Genomic DNA, 20,297 nt, shown 5'->3' with positions numbered 1-20,297 from the left:
ATCGGCAGAGCGGACCGCCGCTCTGCCTTCCCCAAATACAACAAAAAAGGAGGGGGCATCATGGCGTTGGATCGCTGGATCGCGCTCGTTCTGCTGGGTGTTTGTTTAACATATGGCTACGCCGCCTGGTTCACGATGGACGGTAGCCTCCCCCCCTTCATGCAAAGAAATCCCATCTGGCCAAGCACCTTCCCCAAAGTGCTGTCCATTCTGGGTATCATCACGACGACAATTATCCTGCTGGGCTTTGAAAAGTCCGAGATCAAGGAAGCCGACATCAATTATCGCCGGCTGGGTGATTATCATCTGGATCAGGCGCTGATGCTGCTGGCTTTGATGGTGATCTACGCTTTGTGCCTGCGTCCTGTTGGTTTCCTGATTTCCACATCGGCATTCCTGATCCTTGGCTCTTTTATTCTGGGTGAGCGCAAGTGGCACATCATGCTGCCTGTTGCCTTCATCGCTACTGGGGCCGTCTGGTATCTGGTTCAGGAAGTTCTTGGCATTTACATGCGCCCGCTGCCGGGCATTTTCGGAGGCTGATATGCTTGAAGGACTTCTGATCGGCCTGCAAACGGCATTCTCAATCCAAAACCTTCTGATGGTCATCGCTGGGTGTCTGATCGGCACATTCATCGGGATGTTGCCTGGTCTTGGACCGATGTCGATCATCGCCATCATGATCCCGGTTGCAATCTCGATGGGCGACCCATCCGCCGCACTGATCCTTTTGGCTGGGGTGTATTACGGAGCGATCTTTGGCGGTTCCACGTCATCCATCTTGCTGAACGCGCCGGGCGTCGCCGGTACGGTGGCCTCAAGTTTTGATGGCTATCCGATGGCCCGCCAAGGCAAGGCTGGGAAAGCACTGACAATCGCCGCAATCGCCAGTTTCGCAGGCGGTACGCTGGGTGCCGTCCTGCTTATGGTGTTTGCACCGGCTTTGTCTTCTGTTGCGCTGCTGTTCCACTCGGCCGAGTATTTCGCCCTTATGGTCGTTGGTCTTTCAGCCATCGCTGCCTTCGCCGGAAGCGGTCAAGTCGCCAAGGCCGTCATCATGACAGTCCTTGGACTGATCATGGCAACTGTCGGTGAGGGCGCGTTGTTCAACCTGCCTCGGTTCACCATGGGAATCATGGACCTGCAATCGGGCTTCGGCTTCATCACACTGGCCATGGCCATGTTTGCCTTGCCCGAGGCGCTGTTTCTGGTCCTGAAGCCAAAAGATCTGAAAGGTGATGATGGCGAGATCAAAGACCTGCGCATCACCAAGGAAGAAGCCAAGGCAATTGCACCAGTTGTGGGACGGCAGTCCGTACAAGGTTTCTTCATCGGCGTTCTTCCTGGCGCCGGTGCGACGATCGCCAGTTTCCTCGGCTACGCCGTTGAACGCAACATCGCTCCGAAAGAGGAACAAGAAGAATTTGGCAAAGGCTCGATCAAGGGTCTGGCAGCCCCGGAAACAGCAAACAACGCAGCCTGCACCGGATCATTTGTTCCACTGCTGACTTTGGGCATTCCAGGTTCCGGCACAACGGCGATCCTGCTGGGCGCGCTAATCGCTTTGAACGTGACACCCGGTCCGCGTCTGATGCTGGATGAGCCTCAGATCTTCTGGGCTGTGATCATGTCCATGTTTATCGGAAACCTTGTCCTGTTGATCCTGAACCTGCCGCTGATCCCCTACATCGCAAAGGTACTATCCGTTCCGCGCAACTACCTGATACCGTTCATTCTGTTCTTTACGTTGATGGGCGCTTACATCGGACAGAACAATGCAACGGAGCTGTTGATCCTTGTTGGGTTCGGCGTCTGTGCCACGGCTTTGAAATTTGCCGATTATCCGCTGGCCCCGCTTCTGATCGGGTTCATCCTTGGCGGAATGATGGAAGACAACTTTGCAAGGTCCATGCAGCTCTATGACGGAATCGGGTTTATCTGGGAACGCCCCATGACGCTGGGCCTGCTGGTCATCGCCGCGCTGCTGGTGCTGCTGCCCAGCTATCGCGCGCGCCGCGCACGGGCACGGGCTGCCGGTATCGCCGATGGCGACTGAGCCTCTGGCAGGAATACGGGTTCTTGACCTGACGAACGTTCTGGCGGGCCCGTATTGCTGCTATCAGCTTGCCTTGATGGGGGCCGAGGTGATCAAGGTCGAACGGCCTGAGGGCGGCGACCTTGCTCGAGTGTTGGGGGCAGACCCAGACCGCAACAAGGCCGGGATGGGCATCAGTTTTCTCGCCCAGAACGCGGATAAGAAATCCGTCACGCTGGATATGAAGCCCGCAAAGGGCAAAGACTTGCTGAAGAAGCTGGTTCAAACCGCCGACGTGCTGGTCGAAAATTTCCGGCCCGGTGTAATGGACCGGCTTGGCCTTGGCTATGACGTTCTGCGCGCTGAAAATGCCAACCTGATTTATTGTGCAATCAGCGGTTTTGGGCAGGACGGTCCTCGCAAAAAAGACCCGGCCTACGACCAAATCGTTCAGGGTATCAGCGGTGTCATGTCGATCACCGGAGCAGCCGATACAGCGCCCTATCGCGTCGGCTACCCGCTGGCCGATACCGTCGGGGGGGTAACGGCCGCTTTTGCGATCAGTGCGGCCCTGAACGCCAGACCACGCGGCACGTTTCTGGATATCGCAATGTCCGAGGCGGTGATCTCCACCATGGGCTGGGTGGTGTCGAACTACCTGATCGGGGATGTCACACCGGCAGCGCATGGCAACGAAAACACCACGTCCGCCCCGTCAGGAACCTTTGCCACTGCGGACAACCCGATCAATATCGCGGCCAATCGTGACGAACAATGGCAGGCGCTTGCTCGACACCTTGGACGGGAAGATTTGCTGGGCAACCCTGACTATGCCTCGCGTGAAGATCGCAAGAGGAACCGCCATAACCTTAGGGACGATCTTGAAGCCACGCTACGCACCCGACCCTCCCGGGAATGGGTTCGCGAGTTGAACGCGATTGGCGTTCCGACCGGGCAGGTGATGACCGTGCCCGAAGCGCTGGCCGACGAACAGCTTACAGGCCGCGGATTGATTGGATCTTTGCCGTCCCACAGCGAGGAGCTGAAACTGACCGGCAGCCCTGTTGTGATGGATGGTCAACGCAGAATGCCCCGGACCGCCCCGCCGGACTTGGGGGCAGATAATGCTGTGATCTGGTCTGAGCTTGGTCTGAGCCACGATGAAATAAATGCGTTGACGAAGGAGGGGATCATATGAGCGATGTCGCTGACTGGTGGTCAACATCCATCATCGACATGGAACCCGGACGAATAGACCTGCGGGGCACACCTATTCAGGACCTTATCGGCAACCTTGGTTTCGCGGAAATGATCTGGTTCATGGTGCGCGGAGACAGGCCATCCGCCGCGCAGTTGAAATTGTTCGAGGCCGCCTTGGTTGCTGCCGTGGATCACGGGCCACAAGCCCCTTCGATCGCTACGGCCCGCATGGCAGTAACGTGTGGACTGCCGCTCAACAATGCCATGGCAAGCGCGGTGAATATGCTAGGGGACATCCACGGCGGCGCTGGTGAACAAGCGGTGACCCTGTATCAGTTTGTCAATGCTCACCCATCCGCCGTTGGCCCGGCGCTGGATGACTGGATTGCCGCGCAAGGGAAAATTCTGCCCGGATTCGGCCACCGCTTTCACACCCCAACGGATCCACGCGCACCACGTTTAATGAGCCTTGTGGACGAAGCGATTGAGGCAGGTGCCTGTGATGGGCGCTACAAATCTGTCGCGATCGACATCGAAGGCGAATTGGCGCAGCGCAAAGGCAAACCCGTTCCGATGAATATCGACGGAGCCACAGCGGTGATCTATGCCGAGCTTGGTTTTGACGCGCCATTGGCGCGTGGCCTGTTTTGCCTGTCCCGTTCTGTCGGCATTCTTGCACATGCGTGGGAACAGTCTCAGCAGGGTGGCCGAAACAAGGGACCGACCCCGCCAAAGTATCGCTGGACGTACTTGCCCAGCGACACGTAAGTGGCATCAAGGTTCTAAAGTGTCCGTTGATCCGAGTCCTCAGACCTTCTCTTCGATCGCAGGCTCGACATCGGGGCGCACGGGTTCGGCCTCCATTTCGATCACGTCGGGCGCAACTTCTTCTTCCGGCTCTTCAACCTCCGGCTCGACCTTGTCTTCAAGCGCGCCAACGATCAGGGGCAGCATGTGAACACCGGTCGCCGAGGCGATCTCGGGCGTTTGCGGGGTTTGCCAGCTCAGCGTGTCAAAGCTGTGGCAGTTCTGACAGACCGGCGCCCATTCGGGCTGGATATCATGGCAGTTGTCGCAGACCCATTGCGGCCCGCGCGGGGCGTTCAACGCTTTGGCCAGCCATCCCTGCACCACCGCGTCCGAGGCGCCCTCGCCCCGTTCAATCGCCGCCATCAGCGTATAGGCACGGGCATCGGCTTGTTTTTCGACCACATCGCCCAGCGCACGGCGAGCTTCGGGGAAATCCTCGGCCACGATATTCAACTCGGCCAGGATCAGGCGCGTTTCAGGGTTTTCCGGGTGGATACGGGTCAGGGCGGCGAACCGCTTGATCCGCGCATCCGGCGTTTCATCCGGCGCGATTTCCGCAAAGGCATGAGCCAGATCGGGATGCGGCTGCACCTCCCACGCTTTTTTCAGGATCTTGGTCGCGGCGCGCGGCTTGCCCTTTTCGATATAGGCCCGCGCGGCCATCGCAGCGGCAGGAACCAAATCAGGCGACAAGCGGTTGGCCTCGATCGCGTGTTCTTGCTGTTCGACCGTGGCACCTTCTTCCAGAATGCCCTTGGCTTCGGACAGAGCCAGCACTGCATCACGGCGTTTGAACACGTCGCGCGGCAGATGACCAGCCTTGAGCTTGGCCGTTAGAGTCGAACGCGCGCCTGTCCAATCCTGCGACTTGGTTTGCAGCCCCAACAGGATGTCTTGTGTTTCGGCGTGGCGCGGTTTGATTGCCAGCGCCTTTTCGGCCAGCTTCCGGGCGGTATCGTCATCACCCTCGGCCAGTTTCTGCTTCAAGATACCACGCACGCCCACAAACCGGGTGGCGTTGTTCGTCACCAGTTTCTTATAGGTATCCGAGGCTTTCTTGGTGTCACCATTCATCTCGGCCGCCTGTGCCACCAGCAGATTGGTTAGTTCAGGCTTGTTCAGCAGTTTTTCGGCCTTGGCGGCTTTGGACATGGCAATCCGCCCCTCGCCCGAGGCCAGTGCCATAAGCCCATCGGCCAACGCCTGATAGCCGCGCTGCTCGCGGCTGCGGTCGAAATAACGCGACAGGGCCGTTTCATCACCGTTGAGAAATTTCAGCGTGGCGACCAGCAGGGTCAGCAATTTGAAGAAAAGCCAGATCGCAAGGACCAGCACACCCAGAGCAATGACCGATTGCAACGGCCCCAACGTGTATTCCGTGCCGCCAGCGGTGATCTGAATACCACCGCTGCTTTCCATCAGGAACCCGGCCCCAACGGCCAGCAGGCCGACAATAGCAACAAAAACTAGGATTTTTAACAGTGACCACAGCATGGCAGGTCCTTCAGTTCGAGTTCGCGCCAGAGGAAAGCGCATCTGCGGCATCCACGGCAGAAACCCGTGCCTGCGCCGCCTGTTCCCATTCGGCCAACGCGGCACGGGCCGCATCAGGCAGGGATTGAATTTCGCTCAACGCCCCCGCGACGTCACCACCTGACAGCGCCGCCTGCGCGCGCGACAGGATCGCATCGGGATCGTCACCATCCTGCGGCGTCACAGAACGCGCTCCAGTCTGACGTTGGAGGAAAGCGACAATCCCCGTTCCCTTATCCGCATCACGCGCATCAGCCAAAGCAGCGCGCGCCGCAGGTGCAAAGGTTTCATTCAGGGTTGCAACTGCCGCCACGCCTTTATCTGCCGACGCCGACAAAGCATCGGGAATATCAACCCCTCCGGCCGACAGTTCGGACAACAAATCGTCATAGGGTTGGCCCGCATTCAACTGACCGTGCAGTTTTGACAAAATCGCGGCATTGGCCGCTGCCAGTGCCTCCGCCGAGGCTTTCATTTCAAGCGCCTGCGCGTCCGAAACCATCTTTTCAACCTCAGCCCGTTGCGCAGCCAGCGAGTCTTGCAGCTTTTTCAACTCGGCCTCAAAAGCAGCTGTCGCCTCGGGCGTAGCGCCTTGGGTCAGGGCCCCGCTTTCCAAATCGGTCAGCCGTTTGGTCAACGGGTCGATCTGCCCGGCCAGGCCATCAAGGCTGGATTTCACCCCATCAAGATCCGCCGTGATCGGCGCAATCTGCCCAGTCAACGCGTCGATCTTTGCCGATACATCCGGCGCATCTGCCAGAGATTTGGTCAAAGCTTCGATCTGGTTGGCCTGATCGGCCAGCTTGGCCTCGAGCGTGGCTACAGCATCTGTGTCACCGCTACCGAACATACCCGCGCTTCCCGCCGCAAAACCAATCGCTGCGGCGACGGCCCCACCGATCACAGCGGGCATAAAGCCGCTCTGTTTTTCCGCCTTACGATCAGCCATCTTTTCCTTGAAGCGTTCAAGGGTGGCTTCGGCTTCGGCTTCGGCTTCGGCTTCGGCTTCGGCTTCGGCTTCGGCTTCGGCTTCGGCTTCGGCTTCGGCTTCGGCTTCGGCTTCGGAAGGGGCCTCGTCTAGCGCTGCGACCTCGTCAACCGATGCTTCGTCAGATACGGAAACAGCATCGACCGCCTCCTCCACCTTGGGGTCATCCACCGGTTTTTGATCGGAATTCTTCTTACCAGCCACCGCAATATTCCCCTTATCGAATCCGAAATGCTTGGAACAACAGACCCAGTTAAGTTAGTCGGTGGCCACGTCGCCCTCAACCCGCAACGCATGTTTCACAAGTTTTTTAACGGCCTTACGCATTTTCTTTGGTGTCGGCTCTTTCGCGACCTTCAACCGCGCATAGGGCAAAGAATAAAGGGGTTCGGCGGTGGCCTGGCTGATGGCAGCCACCCAAAGCGGGGCAGAACCGCGCCAGATGTCGGCAAAATGTCGCGCCGTTCTGGGCGAAAATATCGGAGCCAAAACAGCGGATTTGCCGTTTGCTGCGGCAGTCGCCTCCGGTGTCAGCGGTAACAGGTTTTGCTGGTAAACGGGCTGTTCGCGCACGGTCAGGCCGGATTCGGTCAGCCGCTCGGCAATATTGCCCCGGCTGTGCTCGCCGCGCAGGTGCAGTAGCGGACTGAGCGGGCGGGTTTGCAAAAGGACTGCGATTAACTCCTCGGCGGTCTGGCCCAACAATTGCGCGTCCCATCCGACGCCCTTGGCCGTCCCGGTTGTCGCCGGTCCGACGCAAAAAGCCGGCAGCGACCGATCAACCCCCATTGAGGCCGCCGCGTTCACCGCATTGGCCGAGGTAAAGATCAGACCCTGCACGCCGCGCATATCCGTGCTCACCGGCAGGGGTTTGATTTCCAGAATTGGGGAATAGATGACCTGCACCCGAGACCTGACGCGGGTCGGAAGCTGCGCGACGAACCTTTCAGAGGCCGCGCGTGGGCGGGTCATCAACAAATACAACGTTCGGCGCCTTGGGCCTTGGGATTGTTTGCATCCGCGCAGGGTGATACCCCGCTTGGCAACCAAGGTGTAACGGATCAGGCCAATGGTGCAAACACTTACTGTCCTCGGGTTGGAAAGCAGCTGTGACGACACAGCCGCCGCCGTTGTGCGCCATGGCGAAAACGGGGCCGAGGTTTTGTCGTCTGTCGTGCATGGCCAAACCGAGCTGCATAGCGCCTTTGGCGGCGTCGTGCCCGAGATTGCCGCCCGTGCCCATGCCGAGAAGCTGGATACCTGCGTCGTGCAGGCACTGGCGGATGCCGGGCTGGGCCTGTCCGACATGGATGCCGTCGCAGTCACCGCTGGGCCGGGCCTGATCGGAGGCGTCATGTCTGGCGTCATGTGCGCAAAGGGGATCAGTGCGGCAACCGGGTTGCCTTTGATCGGGGTGAACCATCTGGCAGGCCACGCGCTGACGCCGCGCCTGACCGACGGGATCGCGTTTCCTTACCTAATGCTGCTGGTTTCGGGCGGGCATTGCCAATACCTGATCGCCCACGGGCCGGACCGCTTTACCCGTTTGGGCGGCACGATCGACGACGCGCCGGGTGAGGCGTTCGACAAAACCGCCCGCCTGTTGGGACTGCCGCAACCGGGTGGCCCTTCGGTAGAAACCGAGACCCGCGCAGGTGATCCCAAACGGTTCCGCTTTCCGCGGCCTTTGTTGGACCGCCCCGGATGTGATCTGTCTTTTTCGGGCCTGAAGACTGCACTGATGCGGATGCGCGATCAGGTCGTGGCCGAGAAAGGTGGGCTGACCCGTCAGGACCGCGCCGACCTTTGCGCCGGATTTCAGCAAGCCATCGTGGATACACTGGCCGAGAAAACCCGCCGCGCGATGGATCTGTATTTGGACGAAAACCCCGCGGAGCCGGTGATTGCCGTGGCCGGAGGCGTCGCAGCAAATTCAGCCATTCGCTCCGCGTTAGAGGCTGTTTGTGTTGAGAAAGGCGCGCGTTTCACCGCACCGCCACTGGCCCTGTGCACCGACAACGCCGCCATGATCGCCTATGCAGGGATCGAGCGGTTTCGCACCGGCGCGCGCGACGGGTTGGACCTGACCGCGCGACCCCGCTGGCCCCTGGACCAGACCAGCCCCGCCATGCTGGGCAGCGGCAAGAAAGGGGCCAAGGCATGAGCGTGTCCGTTCTGGGTTCGGGCGCGTTTGGCACAGCGCTGGCGATCTCATTGGCGGGGAACGGACCGGTGACGCTGTGGGCGCGGGACTCGGAACTGGCGCGGGCGATGCTCACTACGCGTGAAAACGCGGCACGACTGCCGGGTGTGGCTTTGCCAGATGCGATCACTGTAACCTCTGACATCACGCAGGCTGCGGAAAGCCAGATATTGCTGGTCTCGGTTCCGATGCAGAAACTGCGTGGCGCATTAGAGGATCACGCCGAGGTTCTGACCGGGAAAACGCTGGTGGCTTGCTGCAAGGGGATTGAACTGTCCACAGGGCTGGGTCCGATCTCGGTCATCCGCCAGACCATTCCCGACGCGCGCCCTGCCCTGCTAACCGGCCCGAGCTTTGCCGATGATATCGCACGCGGATTGCCCACCGCGCTGACGCTGGCCTGCGCTGAGGATGCGCATGAGCTACAGCATGACCTGACCACGGCGAACCTGCGCCTGTACCGCACCACAGATCTGATCGGGGCGGAACTGGGCGGCGCGTTGAAAAACGTCATGGCCATCGCTTGCGGAGCAGCGATCGGAGCCGGTTTGGGCGACAGCGCCCGCGCTGCGCTGATGACACGGGGATTTGCTGAAATGCAGCGTTTTGCCCTGATGCGTGGCGCGCGGTCCGAGACCTTGATGGGCCTGTCTGGACTGGGCGATCTGGTATTGACCTGCTCATCTGAACTGTCCAGAAATTACCGATTTGGCCTTTGTTTAGGTCGAAAACAGCCATTTGACAGTACCACCACGGTCGAAGGTGTCGCCACCGCCCGCGCGATGTCGGATATCGCGAAAACCGAAGGTCTGGACATGCCCATCAGCGCCACGGTGGCAGATCTTAGCCACGGCACCTACAGCGTCATGCAAGCCATCGAAACCCTGCTCAACAGACCCCTGAAGGAGGAATAATATGCTCATCGCTCTGATCGCCCGTGACAAAGACGGCGCATTGCAAACCCGGCTGGACAATCGCACCGACCACCTGGCTTACATCGAAGAAACCGGTGTCGTTGCACAGGCTGGACCCCTGTTGGATGGCGACGCAATGATAGGCTCGCTGATCATCCTTGAGGTGGAAGACATGGCTGCCGCCCAAAGCTGGGCTGACAATGATCCCTATGCCAAGGCGGGGTTGTTCCAGTCCGTCGATCTGATTGCCTGGAAGAAGGTCGTCGGCTGATGGCATATTGGCTGTTCAAGTCCGAACCCTCGACCTGGAGCTGGGACCAGCAGGTCGCCAAAGGGGACGCTGGCGAGGAATGGGACGGCGTGCGCAACTATCAGGCGCGCAATTTCATGCGTCAGATGGAAGTGGGCGACCGGGGGTTCTTTTACCACTCGCAAAAGGACAAGGCGATCGTCGGCATTGTCGAGGTCTGCGCCGCCGCCCATCCCGACAGCACCACCGATGACGAACGCTGGGAATGTGTGGATATCAAAGCGGTTCGGCCCTTTGCAACGCCGGTCACGCTGGACCAGATCAAGGCCGACGAACGATTGGGCGCGATGGTGCTGGTCAAGAACTCGCGCCTGTCGGTTCAACCGGTCACAGATGCCGAATGGCAGGTGATCTGCGATCTGGGGCAGACCCCGGCCGAATAGTCGCAGGCGGAATAATAAAGGGAAGGTTCCGACGATGCAGAACCTTCCCTACCCCGCGTGCTCCCGACTCACCACACGCGTATAGAAATCTATTGGTTCTGACCGTCCTGGTCACATCCAGACATTAGCCGTTTGCAGCCGCGCATACAAACACCAAGTACCTAAAATTGAAAACGCCCGTCACAGGGACGGGCGCGTTTGTCATCAGCCGTAGACCGACTCTTTGCCGAAATGCTTGGTCAGCATGTAGTAGACGACCGCGCGGTATTTGTTACGCTCGGACTGGCCATAGGTCTCCAGCACCGACTGAATTGCCTCGTCCAGCGCAGGGCCGTCCGACAGGCCCAGTTTCTTGATCAGGAAATTGTTCTTGACCGTCTCGATCTCACCGTCCTGCGTTGCCGCCACGGTCGAGGCATCTGCATCGTAAATCGCCGGGCCGCAGCCAATCGTGACCTTGGTCAACAGATCCATATCGGCATCCATACCGCATTTGGATTTCAGATCTTCGGCATATTTGGCGATCAACTCGTCGCGTTTTCCCATGAATAACTCTCCGGTAAGGCGGCAGGGCCGCTGTTGTGTGAAACCTTGAAACACGTGCAGATAGGTTAATATGTCGGATGCAGGCCACAAAGGGGAAATTTAGCGGGTTTCCCCCCGCAGCGCTTTAATGGAAGGCGCGGCTTGCCAATTCCGAGAACGCCCGCACCTTGCGCCCGGCGGTGGCGCTGCCCGCATGCACGAAGGAAATCGGCGCATCGGGGGATCGCAGGCACCCGGGCAGAACCTCGATCAAAGCGCCGTTTTCCAGTTCACGTTGCACGGCCAACCGAGACTTAACGGCCAGTCCCAACCCCTGTACTGCCGCCTCGGTCAGCATGTCCGAGTTTGACACGGCAATGCCGCGCGGGATCGTGAATAATGTGGCGCTATGTCCGTCCGTTATATCCAGCCGCGTCTGCCACGGCAGGCATGCCCAGCGCATCACGCGCAGGTCCTCGACTGAACGCGGCATGCCATGCGTGTCGCAAAACGAGGGCGCAGCACAGATGATCCGGTCATTGTCGCTGAGCTTGCGCGCCTTTAGCGTGCTGTCAGCCAGCCGCCCCACCCGGATCGCGCAGTCTATCCCCTCATCCACCAGCGAGACATAGCGGTCAACGGCCAGAAACTCGACCGTCAGGTCCGGGTTTTCGGCCTGAAACGAGCTCATCACCGGCATAATAAAGCGCGACAGAATCCATGGGGAAAGCGTGACGCGTAGATGCCCGCGCAATGCTCCGCTGCCGCTGCCGGCATCCAGTTCGGCCTCGCGCAGATCGGCCAAAAGTGGTTCGATCCGGTCCAGAAAGATCAACCCCTCATCGGTCAGTTGGACTTTGCGGCTGTTACGGTGAAAGAGTTTGAGGTTCAGAACCTCCTCAAGTTTCGTGATGCGATGGCTGACCGTCGCCGCCGAGATCCCCTGCGCCTTGGCCGCGGACCCGACGCCGCCGGTTTTTGCGACCGAGACAAAGGTCAGTAGGTCATTCACATGATACATTCGAAATTTCCTAACGCTGGTTTCAAGATTGAGCCAGTTATCGCGGAAAATTTCAAATGGTATCTGCTGGATCACGACCAGAGGAGGACCTGATGAAATCACTTTACGCAGCCACATGCGCGCTTGCGCTGGCCCTGCCCGCCGCAGCAGCCGAGTTGGAAACTTATCTTGAGTTTGAAAAGGCCATGCCTCCGGGCAATTTGGCCATTGGCCCAGATGGGCGCATGTTCATGTCGGTGCATGAATTCTACGGCCCTGAATTGCGCGTGGTTGAGGTGATGCCTGATGGCTCCACCAAGCCTTACCCGACCGAAGACTGGGCCCGCGCACCCAACGACGATGCGGATGGGTTGAACGGCGTTTTGGGCCTGCGTGCGGATCGGGATGGTATCCTTTGGATGCTGGATGGTCAGGGCGAAAACCAGACCGGGCGCGTCGTCGGCTGGGACACCAAAACCGAAACCCTGCACGCGATCCATTATATCGGTGCGCCTGTGGCGCGGCCGACCTCATTCCTGAATGATCTGGCTGTAGACCGCGATCACGGGGCTATCTACATTTCAGATACAGGCGACGGGCAGAACTCGGCCATTATTGTGGTTGATCTGGATACAGGGCGCGCGCGGCGCGTTCTGGAGGGGTCGCAATACACGATCCCCGAAGATACGCCGATGGTGATTGACGGGCGCGAGATCACGCTGGGCGGCAATCCGGCCAAGATTGGCATCAACCCGATCACAGTCGATCCGACCAACACATGGGTCTATTTCGCCCCAATGACGGCAAGTGCGATGTACCGCATCCCCACCGCCGCGCTGCTGGATGAAAGCCTGTCAGATGCCGATCTTGAGGCCAAGGTTGAACGCTATGGCGACAAGCCGATTTCGGATGGGTCGACCGTGGATACCGGCGGCAATGTCTATATCACCGCGATGACGGACAATGCGCTGGGCGTCACCAAGCCGGATGGCAGCTATGAAGTGCTGTTCCAGTCGGATGATGAATTGCCGTGGCCAGACGGGTTTTCGATCGGTGCTGACGGGTATGTCTATGCCACGATTAACGAGCTGCACCGCTCGCCCGTACTGAACAATGGCGAGGATGCCTCGAAGGGTATCTACAAGATCGTTCGGTTCAAATCGCTGGCTGATGCGGTCAGCGGACGCTAAGCCAATCTCCAGCCCCGGTTCTCGGGGCCGGATTATCTGCAATAGCCCCAGCCCGGCCCCTGCAAATGGAAGTGGTCCTCGTGCAGCTTGTTGAAATTGGGGCTCAGCACCACCCGGAACCAATCACAAGCGCCCTGCCCGATCTGGCGTAGGAATTCGGATTCGGGCCCTTCAGTTGGCCAGTCGCGCAACAGGTTTAGTGTGCGTCCATCGGCCAGATCGACCCCCACGATATCAATGGAATCTGCAGTTGCATGACTGCTCCATCGGCTGTCCTGCCCCTGCGCGGTCCGCATCCGGCGGCAGTTATAGCTGCCCAGGTGCCGCAGAGCACGCGCCTCAGTACCCAAAATGTCCCGCGCAGCAGGCTGAACCACGTGATGTTCCCACATGGCAAGACGCAGAGCTGTGGTACAGCGCGTTTCGACCCCTCGCACATCTGCGGTAACAACGCGCGACAGAAGGCCCCGTCCGCTGATCCCGCAATTCTGATCGACGACCAAATCCTCCATCTCAGCAAACGCCACTTCGTCCGCAGACAGTACCGCCTTGCATTGCGCCCCATCCGCCAGAGCACGGTTCAACTGAAACCGCGTAACCAGAGTAACCGGGGCCGTAATCGACAGATCGCGCAGGGGGTTCCAATGGTCAGGCAAGGGTGACTTCGGGTGTGTCACCAGAAGGAATCCGGCAGAGCCAACAAGAAATAGAAATACGATGATGGAAAAGAAAGACGCCGCCAGTTGCGTGAACCGGCGGCGTCCTGTGCGTTTCGTCATACCCGATCCGTGATCAATAGCGGTAGTGCTCGGGCTTATAGGGGCCTTCGGGTTTCACGCCGATATAGGCCGCCTGTTCGCTATCCATCTGGGTCAGCTTCACGCCGATCCGGTCCAGATGCAGACGCGCGACTTTTTCATCCAGATGCTTTGGCAGGATATAGACCTTGTTTTCGTACTCATCACCCTTGGTAAACAGCTCGATCTGCGCCAGAACCTGGTTGGTGAAGGACGCCGACATCACGAACGAGGGGTGGCCCGTGGCGTTGCCGAGGTTCAGCAACCGGCCTTCGGACAGCAGGATCAGACGATTGCCCGAGGGCATCTCGATCATGTCCACCTGTTCTTTGATGTTGGTCCACTTGTGGTTCTTCAGGCTGGCCACCTGAATTTCGTTGTCGAAGTGGCCAATGTTGCCGACGATGGCCATATCCTTCATCTCGCGCATATGCTCGATGCGGATCACATCCTTGTTGCCGGTGGTGGTGATGAAGATATCCGCGCTGGAAACTTCGTCTTCCAGCAGTGTCACCTCGAACCCGTCCATCGCGGCCTGTAGCGCGCAGATCGGATCAACCTCAGTGACTTTCACCCGGGCACCGGCACCGCGCAGTGAGGCGGCCGACCCCTTGCCTACGTCGCCATAGCCGCAGACGACGGCAACCTTGCCGGCCATCATGGTGTCGGTAGCGCGGCGGATACCGTCAACCAGCGATTCCTTACAGCCATATTTGTTGTCAAACTTCGATTTGGTGACCGAGTCATTGACGTTGATTGCCGGGAACGGCAGGTGGCCGTCTTTGACCAGTTGATACAGCCGGTTCACGCCGGTGGTGGTTTCCTCAGACACACCCTGGATCTGATCGCGCATCTTGGTGAACCAGCCCGGACTTGCGGCCATGCGCTTGGCGATCTGCTTCTTGATCACCTCTTCCTCTTCCGAACCCGGAACGGGGATGATGTCTTCGCCCGCTTCGGCACGCGCGCCCAGCAGGATGTACAGCGTCGCGTCGCCGCCATCGTCCAGGATCATGTTCGGGCCCTCGTCGAACAGGAAGGACTTGTCCAGATAATCCCAATGTTCTTCCAGCGTCTGGCCTTTGATGGCGAAGACGGGGATACCGGCCTCGGCAATCGCAGCGGCAGCATGGTCTTGGGTCGAGAAGATGTTGCACGACGCCCAGCGCACATCCGCGCCCAGCGCCACCAGCGTTTCGATCAGAACAGCGGTTTGGATAGTCATGTGCAGAGAGCCGACGATCCGCGCGCCGCTTAGCGGCTTGCTTTCGCCATATTCCGCACGCAGGGACATCAGCCCCGGCATCTCGGTTTCGGCAATATCCAGCTCTTTGCGGCCGAACCCGGCTAATGAAATGTCTTTGACGATATAGTCCCCGGCCATCAAGTACTCCATTCCGGTAAATCTTGGTCCGGGTTGCCCCTAGCATCCCTTTGGGGACGTGGCAACGCAGATGGCCGGAAACGGGATTTTATGCGCCAAACTTAGCTAGGCGTGCCTTCTACCTTGATCTTGGGGATCGCTTCGAAAAAATCGGTGCCAACGGCGACGATACAACTCAGGCCGTTCGCATGGGTCACCAAAACGGTATAGCTTCCCGTTTCCCGTGAGGTCCAAACCTCCATCACCGATTGCCCGCCGCGTGATTTCTGCAATCCGCCAAACGCCAGCTGTTCCGAATAGCTGTCTTGTAGCTTGGCGATCACGTGGTCACGCTGCGCACAACTTTGCTGCTGGGCAAACGCCGGAGGGGCAGTGGCGGCCATGCCAAAGGCCAGTGCAATTCCAAACAAACGCTTGAACATAACAAGCTCCTTTCGATTCTGGTTTCAATCGAGAGGGGCACACCGGGAGAAGCATGCGCCCCCCTCGGTACTTCATGTCGGTATCACCGCGCACTTGTTCAAAGCACGAATGCTCAAGAAAAAGTTGGCAGCTGGTGATCTTGACAGGTAAACCATACCACAAAATTGCGGCGCAATCGCGGCTGTTCGGACAAGGCATGGTATAATGGCAACACAACCCCGCGCATGGCAGAGGATGCTGTCTGGCCGCAGGCTGGATCTGCTGGATCCGACCCCGGTGGATATCGAGATCGAAGATATCGCCCATGGACTGGCCTTTGTGGCGCGCTGGAACGGTCAGACGGCGGGGGATTTTGCTTATTCCGTGGCCGAACATTCGCTGCTGGTCGAAGAACTCTATGGCCGCATCGCCCCGAAGGCTCCGGTCAAATGGCGGTTGGCTGCTTTGTTACATGACGCCCCCGAATACGTGATTGGAGATATGATTTCTCCAGTCAAATCCGCCGTCGGTCCCGACTATGGCGCGCTGGATGACCGGTTGGCCGCGGCGATCCACATTCGGTTCGGCCTGCCCGCCGCCATGCCGAAAACGGTGAAGCGTCAGATAAAAAAGGCCGACAAGATCAGCGCCTGGATGGAGGCCACGCAGATCGCAGGCTTTTCCGAGGCCGAGGCGACGAAGTTTTTTGGACACCCCGACAAGACCGCGATGGAGGGGCTGAACATCGTTCTGCGCCCCCCGATCGAGGTACGGCGTGCTTACACGGACAGACACGCCGCCCTCTTGGCACAGCTTTAAGCAAACATATAAAAGCAGATTTTGTTGCCGTCGTGGTCTCGCACATAAGCGCCAGTGAACCGACCCGGCACACGGACACCCGGCGCGCCTTCATCGGTTGCACCAAGGCTGAGGGCTTTATTATAGAGCGTTTTGATCTCATCCTCGGATTCGGCGGCAAACGAGATCATGACGCCATTGCCAACAGAGCATTCATTTCCGTCATAGGGCTCGCAGACGGCCAACATCGCCTCTCCGGGTTTGGTTCCGATAAACGCGATGCGCCCTACATCGTTGACCACCTTTGCGCCGCGATCCGAAAGCAGTTCCGTATAGAATTTCTTCGCGCGTTCCATATCCGAGACGCCGATGGTCACATAGCCGATCATCTATGAAGTTCCTGTCTTGTTAAGTGTTTTCCAGAAGCGAACACTTGGTCTCAGGGCGCAGAGGTGCAAGTCACGAAGCTGTGACATGAGGTTTCTGAAAATTACAGTTCTGGATGCAAAAGGTCGTGGACCATCATTTCCACCTTTGCCTGGGACAGCCCGTCACGCTGATCGAAGTACAGCTGGTTGTCTGCTTCGTGAACTGTGACGAGCGGTCGGGATCCAGCGTCAACCAATTGAACAGAAGTAGCAAGATTCAAAGTGTCCTCATAAAAGGGGAGCTGAACATTCAACCAACCAAAAAATGGGCCAACATGCGCTCGCTTTTTTCACCAAACATTTCTCGCCATTGCGCATAACTGTCTAGGCTTAATGAACACCAGACCAACCATACAAAGGGTTCAGTTTGTCCTATGATAGGGAGCTGCAACCTAGCCCGAACAAAATAGTATTGATCATCAATGATGCAATCATCAGTGCCAAGCTCGGCGCGTGATTTTTGGTCTTCTTCATCCAAAACCGCGTAGCTTAGTGGAGCCTCGGGCCCGAAACTCGGAAGACCTTCATGTCTCTCGCCGCAAGTTTTACACTTAAAAGCTGAATGACATTCAAAAAAATCCGCTTCACCGCGGGCTGCGCTTCGCCAAAATTCGCTGCAACGTCCGGCGGTGCATGTTCAGCCGCCTCGCGGTTTCCGAGACGTTCCGGTCACACAGTTCATAGACCCTCTGGATATGCTCCCAACGTACGCGGTCGGCGCTCATAGGGTTTTCCGGGGGCGGCGGCAGCTCGTCATCTTTGGTCAGCAGCGCATTGGTGATGTCGGTGGCATCGGCGGGTTTCGACAGGTAGTCGGTCGCGCCAATCTTTACGGCGGCCACGGCAGTAGCAATAGCGCCATAGCCGGTCAGAACCACGACCCGGCTGTCGGGGCGCTTTTCACGCAGCACTTCGACCACGTCCAGCCCGTTGCCATCCTCAAGCCGCAAATCCACAACCGCGTAGGCAGGTGGGCGGGCGGTGGAAATGGCCCGTCCTGCGGCGACCGAGCCTGCGGTCTCAACCTCGAAACCGCGCTTTTCCATGGCCTTGGCCAGACGTCTCAGAAAGGGCTCGTCATCATCCACCAGAAGCAGGGATTTATCCGGGCCGATATCCAGGTCAGAGCTGTCCGCCATATTCTATTCTTTCCGCTATTTCACGCCGTTGGCTTGGTACTGAGTAATAGCAGCGCCAAGGCAAAGGTCAAACAGGCCATTAAGTCCTAGATCTTGTCCAGGAAGCACCCGACCTTATCCGCCATCTGCTGGGCTGTGTCATTCCGGTTGAAAAACTCGATAAACCCGTCCTGAGGGGTGACCAGATAAGTAAAGGTGGAATGATCGACCAGATAGTATTCGTCGCTTTTGTCATGGGCCTTGTAATAGGTCTTGTAAGCTTGGCTCGCAGCCTTGACTTGTTCGGCCGAACCGGTCAGAGCGATGGTCTTTCCACCCAGGTTGAAAGCATAGTCAGCCACAACTTCGGGCGTGTCGCGATCAGGGTCGATCGAGATGAACAGCGGCGTCACCGACTGGCCGCGGGTTTCCAAAATATCCACGGCCTCGGCATTGCGGGACATATCGAAGGGGCAGACATCGGGGCAGAAGGTGTAGCCGAAATAGACCAGCGTGGGTTCGGTGATCACGTCGGTATCGGTCACGGTTTGACCTTCGCCGTTGATCAGCTCGAACGGTCCACCAATGGCGGCGGTGCCGCCTGCGATCTGGCTGGACCGGCATTGCGCGAACTTGTCGTCCGAACCGGCTCCGCGCGTCAGCAACCACATAGCCCCCAGACCTATGGCTAGAACAATAGCAGCGAGAATGGCGTAAAGGCGTACCATGGCATCAATCCTAAAGATCAGAGGGGTTGTTGATCGTTTCGGCCCGGACACCTATCAAGATGGTCAGCCGATGCAACAGGACAAAATGGACCCATGGCCAATTCCAACATCACATTCTGGCGTGGACAGGAACGCAGCAGCTGGATCAGGCTGCGCACACTGATCCTGTTGCGCTGGGTGGCCATCATCGGCCAGATCACCGCCATCACCGTCGCGCAACAGACCTATGGTGTGCAGCTTGACGTGATGCTGTGTTATCTGGCGATCGGTGTTTCGGTCATGGGAAACCTGACGGCGATCCTTGTTTTTCCTCGCAACAAGCGCCTGTCCGAGTTCGAAAACTTCCTGATGGTGCTGTTCGACCTGCTGCAACTGACCATCCTTTTGTATCTGACGGGCGGGTTGAACAATCCGTTTGCCCTGTTGTTGGTGGGGCCGGTCACGATCTCGGCCAGCGTGATGAGCACACGCTCGACCCTGATCATCGGCGGTGTGGCCATCGCGCTGACCACCCTGCTGGCCGAGTTTCATGTGCCGCTGCGCACGGATGTGGGCATGGATCTGGATATCCCCGACATCCTGCTGTTCGGCAACTGGGCTGCCATAGTGATCGCCATCGTCTTTTTGGGGGCCTATTCCCATCGGGTCAGCTCTGAGGTGCAATCCATGTCTGACGCGTTGTCCGCCACGCACATGGCGCTGGCGCGGGAACAGAAGCTGACTGATCTGGGCGGCGTGGTCGCCGCCGCCGCGCATGAGCTGGGGACGCCGCTGGCCACGATCAAGCTGACCAGCTCTGAACTCTATGAGGAACTGGACGACCGCCCCGACCTGAAGGAAGACGCCGCCCTGATCCGCGAACAGGCCAACCGGTGCCGCGATATCCTGCGTGACATGGGTCGGGCAGGCAAGGACGACCTGCATTTGCGGCAAGCCCCGCTATCCACCGTGGTGCATGAAGCCGCAGAGCCTCATATCAACCGAGGCAAGAGCGTTCATTTCCTGGAAGGGCCCGCCGATGACGGCGATGTGCAGCAACCCTCGATCCTGCGCAAACCCGAGATCATTCACGGGCTGCGCAACCTGATCCAGAACGCGGTGGATTTCGCCCGCGCCAATGTCTGGGTCGAGGCCGAGTGGACGGCCGATCAGATTACCGTTCACATCATGGATGACGGGCGCGGGTATCCTTCGCAGATGATCGGCCGCATCGGTGACCCGTTCATGCGCCGCCGCCGCGCCGAGACGGACCAGCGCGCGCGCCCGGAATATGAGGGTATGGGGCTGGGTCTGTTCATCGCCAAAACGCTGCTGGAACGGACCGGGGCCGAGCTGGACTTTGCCAATGGCTCGGACCCCTATCAGACCTATTCCGATAATCCCGATCACCGGGGGGCAATCGTCAGGGTCACATGGCCCCGCAAATTGCTGGATGCCCAGACCGGCGACACCCCTGTGCCATCGGGTGCCAATCAGCGCATTGAGGTCTGAGTTAAGACCCTGTTAACCATTGCAACCCATTATCCGACGCCACGAGCAACCCTGCGAGGC

General features: G+C 58.7%; 22 protein-coding genes and 1 pseudogene. 11 read left to right on the top strand and 12 right to left on the bottom strand.

What is annotated here, in order from left to right; genetic code table 11:
- Nucleotides 1-60: 60 nt before the first annotated feature.
- Genes ACR0L1_RS14090 through ACR0L1_RS14075 form a run of 4 tightly spaced genes read left to right on the top strand, consistent with a single transcriptional unit; the run spans nucleotide 61 to nucleotide 4,003 of the window.
- Nucleotides 61-543 (top strand): tripartite tricarboxylate transporter TctB family protein, encoded by a 483-nt coding sequence (locus ACR0L1_RS14090; RefSeq protein ID WP_480859481.1) that lies wholly within the window; start codon nucleotides 61-63, stop codon nucleotides 541-543.
- Between the two features lies 1 nt (nucleotide 544).
- Entirely contained in the window at nucleotides 545-2,056 is a 1,512-nt protein-coding gene (locus ACR0L1_RS14085; protein ID WP_170355570.1) for a tripartite tricarboxylate transporter permease, read from the top strand.
- Entirely contained in the window at nucleotides 2,046-3,233 is a 1,188-nt protein-coding gene (locus ACR0L1_RS14080) for a CaiB/BaiF CoA transferase family protein (protein ID WP_480859479.1), read from the top strand. Before ACR0L1_RS14085 ends, ACR0L1_RS14080 begins: the two co-directional genes overlap by 11 nt.
- Complete coding sequence (locus ACR0L1_RS14075) at nucleotides 3,230-4,003, top strand: citryl-CoA lyase (protein ID WP_480859477.1); 774 nt, start codon at nucleotides 3,230-3,232, stop codon at nucleotides 4,001-4,003. The genes ACR0L1_RS14080 and ACR0L1_RS14075 overlap by 4 nt, the downstream gene beginning before the upstream one ends.
- Before the next feature lie 39 nt (nucleotides 4,004-4,042).
- Here ACR0L1_RS14075 and ACR0L1_RS14070 read toward each other — a convergent pair whose 3' ends face one another.
- From ACR0L1_RS14070 to ACR0L1_RS14060, 3 genes are read right to left on the bottom strand one after another with little or no spacing between them, the layout of a single operon-like run.
- Nucleotides 4,043-5,539 (bottom strand): heme biosynthesis HemY N-terminal domain-containing protein, encoded by a 1,497-nt coding sequence (locus ACR0L1_RS14070; RefSeq protein ID WP_480859475.1) that lies wholly within the window; start codon nucleotides 5,537-5,539, stop codon nucleotides 4,043-4,045.
- A gap of 10 nt (nucleotides 5,540-5,549) precedes the next feature.
- A complete protein-coding gene (locus ACR0L1_RS14065; protein WP_480859473.1) occupies nucleotides 5,550-6,770 on the bottom strand; it encodes a COG4223 family protein in 1,221 nt (406 codons plus the stop codon).
- Between the two features lie 54 nt (nucleotides 6,771-6,824).
- Nucleotides 6,825-7,538: a uroporphyrinogen-III synthase gene (locus ACR0L1_RS14060; RefSeq protein WP_480859472.1), complete on the bottom strand. Its 714-nt coding sequence runs from the start codon at nucleotides 7,536-7,538 to the stop codon at nucleotides 6,825-6,827.
- Nucleotides 7,539-7,635: 97 nt separating this feature from the next.
- Between ACR0L1_RS14060 and tsaD the strand changes: the two genes are divergently transcribed.
- From tsaD to ACR0L1_RS14040, 4 genes are read left to right on the top strand one after another with little or no spacing between them, the layout of a single operon-like run.
- Complete coding sequence (tsaD, locus tag ACR0L1_RS14055; RefSeq protein ID WP_480859470.1) at nucleotides 7,636-8,730, top strand: tRNA (adenosine(37)-N6)-threonylcarbamoyltransferase complex transferase subunit TsaD; 1,095 nt, start codon at nucleotides 7,636-7,638, stop codon at nucleotides 8,728-8,730.
- The gene (locus ACR0L1_RS14050; RefSeq protein ID WP_480859468.1) at nucleotides 8,727-9,683 is read left to right on the top strand and encodes an NAD(P)H-dependent glycerol-3-phosphate dehydrogenase; all 957 of its coding nucleotides are present in this window, start codon (nucleotides 8,727-8,729) and stop codon (nucleotides 9,681-9,683) included. Before tsaD ends, ACR0L1_RS14050 begins: the two co-directional genes overlap by 4 nt.
- Nucleotide 9,684: 1 nt before the next feature.
- Entirely contained in the window at nucleotides 9,685-9,954 is a 270-nt protein-coding gene (locus tag ACR0L1_RS14045; RefSeq protein ID WP_480859466.1) for a YciI family protein, read from the top strand.
- The gene (locus ACR0L1_RS14040) at nucleotides 9,954-10,376 is read left to right on the top strand and encodes an EVE domain-containing protein (protein ID WP_170771264.1); all 423 of its coding nucleotides are present in this window, start codon (nucleotides 9,954-9,956) and stop codon (nucleotides 10,374-10,376) included. The genes ACR0L1_RS14045 and ACR0L1_RS14040 overlap by 1 nt, the downstream gene beginning before the upstream one ends.
- Nucleotides 10,377-10,580: 204 nt before the next feature.
- Here ACR0L1_RS14040 and ACR0L1_RS14035 read toward each other — a convergent pair whose 3' ends face one another.
- Together ACR0L1_RS14035 and ACR0L1_RS14030 are read right to left on the bottom strand one after the other, a co-directional pair.
- On the bottom strand, nucleotides 10,581-10,922 hold the full coding sequence (locus ACR0L1_RS14035; RefSeq protein ID WP_170771266.1) for a DUF2853 family protein: 342 nt from the start codon (nucleotides 10,920-10,922) through the stop codon (nucleotides 10,581-10,583).
- A gap of 124 nt (nucleotides 10,923-11,046) precedes the next feature.
- Nucleotides 11,047-11,922 carry a LysR family transcriptional regulator gene (locus ACR0L1_RS14030; protein WP_480505345.1) on the bottom strand — a complete coding sequence of 292 codons (876 nt, stop codon included), beginning with the start codon at nucleotides 11,920-11,922 and terminating at the stop codon, nucleotides 11,047-11,049.
- A gap of 92 nt (nucleotides 11,923-12,014) precedes the next feature.
- Between ACR0L1_RS14030 and ACR0L1_RS14025 the strand changes: the two genes are divergently transcribed.
- Nucleotides 12,015-13,091 (top strand): L-dopachrome tautomerase-related protein, encoded by a 1,077-nt coding sequence (locus ACR0L1_RS14025; RefSeq protein WP_480859464.1) that lies wholly within the window; start codon nucleotides 12,015-12,017, stop codon nucleotides 13,089-13,091.
- 32 nt (nucleotides 13,092-13,123) lie between these two features.
- On the opposite strand, the gene ACR0L1_RS14020 is transcribed toward ACR0L1_RS14025, so the two are convergent.
- The 3 genes from ACR0L1_RS14020 to ACR0L1_RS14010 form a co-directional block, all read right to left on the bottom strand.
- Complete coding sequence (locus ACR0L1_RS14020) at nucleotides 13,124-13,870, bottom strand: extensin-like domain-containing protein (RefSeq protein ID WP_480859462.1); 747 nt, start codon at nucleotides 13,868-13,870, stop codon at nucleotides 13,124-13,126.
- A 13-nt stretch (nucleotides 13,871-13,883) separates the two neighbouring features.
- On the bottom strand, nucleotides 13,884-15,272 hold the full coding sequence (gene ahcY, locus ACR0L1_RS14015; RefSeq protein ID WP_170771582.1) for an adenosylhomocysteinase: 1,389 nt from the start codon (nucleotides 15,270-15,272) through the stop codon (nucleotides 13,884-13,886).
- A gap of 101 nt (nucleotides 15,273-15,373) precedes the next feature.
- Nucleotides 15,374-15,694, bottom strand: a complete 321-nt coding sequence (locus tag ACR0L1_RS14010; RefSeq protein WP_170771275.1) for a hypothetical protein — start codon at nucleotides 15,692-15,694, stop codon at nucleotides 15,374-15,376.
- 205 nt (nucleotides 15,695-15,899) lie between these two features.
- On the opposite strand from ACR0L1_RS14010, the gene ACR0L1_RS14005 reads away from it, so the two are divergent.
- Nucleotides 15,900-16,493 (top strand): HD domain-containing protein, encoded by a 594-nt coding sequence (locus ACR0L1_RS14005; RefSeq protein WP_170771277.1) that lies wholly within the window; start codon nucleotides 15,900-15,902, stop codon nucleotides 16,491-16,493.
- Here ACR0L1_RS14005 and ACR0L1_RS14000 read toward each other — a convergent pair.
- The 4 genes and pseudogenes from ACR0L1_RS14000 to ACR0L1_RS13985 all read right to left on the bottom strand — a co-directional run bounded on the left by ACR0L1_RS14000 (nucleotide 16,490) and on the right by ACR0L1_RS13985 (nucleotide 18,746).
- A complete protein-coding gene (locus tag ACR0L1_RS14000; protein WP_170771279.1) occupies nucleotides 16,490-16,861 on the bottom strand; it encodes a VOC family protein in 372 nt (123 codons plus the stop codon). The genes ACR0L1_RS14005 and ACR0L1_RS14000 overlap by 4 nt on opposite strands.
- Nucleotides 16,862-16,962: 101 nt before the next feature.
- Nucleotides 16,963-17,393, bottom strand: a pseudogene (locus tag ACR0L1_RS13995) (DUF2199 domain-containing protein); the annotation flags it as partial.
- 91 nt (nucleotides 17,394-17,484) lie between these two features.
- Complete coding sequence (locus ACR0L1_RS13990) at nucleotides 17,485-18,039, bottom strand: ActR/PrrA/RegA family redox response regulator transcription factor (protein ID WP_170771283.1); 555 nt, start codon at nucleotides 18,037-18,039, stop codon at nucleotides 17,485-17,487.
- A gap of 86 nt (nucleotides 18,040-18,125) precedes the next feature.
- Nucleotides 18,126-18,746 (bottom strand): SCO family protein, encoded by a 621-nt coding sequence (locus ACR0L1_RS13985; protein ID WP_480859459.1) that lies wholly within the window; start codon nucleotides 18,744-18,746, stop codon nucleotides 18,126-18,128.
- Between the two features lie 93 nt (nucleotides 18,747-18,839).
- Here ACR0L1_RS13985 and regB point away from each other — a divergent pair, with 93 nt between their 5' ends.
- Nucleotides 18,840-20,237, top strand: a complete 1,398-nt coding sequence (gene regB / locus ACR0L1_RS13980; protein ID WP_170790184.1) for a sensor histidine kinase RegB — start codon at nucleotides 18,840-18,842, stop codon at nucleotides 20,235-20,237.
- Nucleotides 20,238-20,297: the final 60 nt, after the last annotated feature.

Source organism: Ruegeria sp. J8 (genome assembly GCF_056531925.1).
This window is presented reverse-complemented; position numbering and strand designations above follow the sequence as displayed.

Excerpts from the sequence above, each read along its gene's own strand:
- ACR0L1_RS14040 (WP_170771264.1), top strand. The coding sequence starts at position 9,954 with ATGGCATATTGGCTGTTCAAGTCCGAACCCTCGACCTGGAGCTGGGAC.
- ACR0L1_RS14025 (WP_480859464.1), top strand. The coding sequence starts at position 12,015 with ATGAAATCACTTTACGCAGCCACATGCGCGCTTGCGCTGGCCCTGCCC.
- ACR0L1_RS14085 (WP_170355570.1), top strand. The coding sequence starts at position 545 with ATGCTTGAAGGACTTCTGATCGGCCTGCAAACGGCATTCTCAATCCAA.
- ACR0L1_RS13990 (WP_170771283.1), bottom strand. The coding sequence starts at position 18,039 with ATGGCGGACAGCTCTGACCTGGATATCGGCCCGGATAAATCCCTGCTT.
- ACR0L1_RS14070 (WP_480859475.1), bottom strand. The coding sequence starts at position 5,539 with ATGCTGTGGTCACTGTTAAAAATCCTAGTTTTTGTTGCTATTGTCGGC.
- ACR0L1_RS14075 (WP_480859477.1), top strand. The coding sequence starts at position 3,230 with ATGAGCGATGTCGCTGACTGGTGGTCAACATCCATCATCGACATGGAA.
- ACR0L1_RS14000 (WP_170771279.1), bottom strand. The coding sequence starts at position 16,861 with ATGATCGGCTATGTGACCATCGGCGTCTCGGATATGGAACGCGCGAAG.
- ACR0L1_RS14090 (WP_480859481.1), top strand. The coding sequence starts at position 61 with ATGGCGTTGGATCGCTGGATCGCGCTCGTTCTGCTGGGTGTTTGTTTA.
- tsaD (WP_480859470.1), top strand. The coding sequence starts at position 7,636 with ATGGTGCAAACACTTACTGTCCTCGGGTTGGAAAGCAGCTGTGACGAC.
- ACR0L1_RS13985 (WP_480859459.1), bottom strand. The coding sequence starts at position 18,746 with ATGGTACGCCTTTACGCCATTCTCGCTGCTATTGTTCTAGCCATAGGT.
- ACR0L1_RS14020 (WP_480859462.1), bottom strand. The coding sequence starts at position 13,870 with ATGACGAAACGCACAGGACGCCGCCGGTTCACGCAACTGGCGGCGTCT.
- ACR0L1_RS14035 (WP_170771266.1), bottom strand. The coding sequence starts at position 10,922 with ATGGGAAAACGCGACGAGTTGATCGCCAAATATGCCGAAGATCTGAAA.
- ACR0L1_RS14060 (WP_480859472.1), bottom strand. The coding sequence starts at position 7,538 with ATGACCCGCCCACGCGCGGCCTCTGAAAGGTTCGTCGCGCAGCTTCCG.
- ahcY (WP_170771582.1), bottom strand. The coding sequence starts at position 15,272 with ATGGCCGGGGACTATATCGTCAAAGACATTTCATTAGCCGGGTTCGGC.
- ACR0L1_RS14045 (WP_480859466.1), top strand. The coding sequence starts at position 9,685 with ATGCTCATCGCTCTGATCGCCCGTGACAAAGACGGCGCATTGCAAACC.
- ACR0L1_RS14080 (WP_480859479.1), top strand. The coding sequence starts at position 2,046 with ATGGCGACTGAGCCTCTGGCAGGAATACGGGTTCTTGACCTGACGAAC.
- ACR0L1_RS14030 (WP_480505345.1), bottom strand. The coding sequence starts at position 11,922 with ATGTATCATGTGAATGACCTACTGACCTTTGTCTCGGTCGCAAAAACC.
- ACR0L1_RS14005 (WP_170771277.1), top strand. The coding sequence starts at position 15,900 with ATGGCAACACAACCCCGCGCATGGCAGAGGATGCTGTCTGGCCGCAGG.
- ACR0L1_RS14050 (WP_480859468.1), top strand. The coding sequence starts at position 8,727 with ATGAGCGTGTCCGTTCTGGGTTCGGGCGCGTTTGGCACAGCGCTGGCG.
- ACR0L1_RS14010 (WP_170771275.1), bottom strand. The coding sequence starts at position 15,694 with ATGTTCAAGCGTTTGTTTGGAATTGCACTGGCCTTTGGCATGGCCGCC.
- regB (WP_170790184.1), top strand. The coding sequence starts at position 18,840 with ATGGCCAATTCCAACATCACATTCTGGCGTGGACAGGAACGCAGCAGC.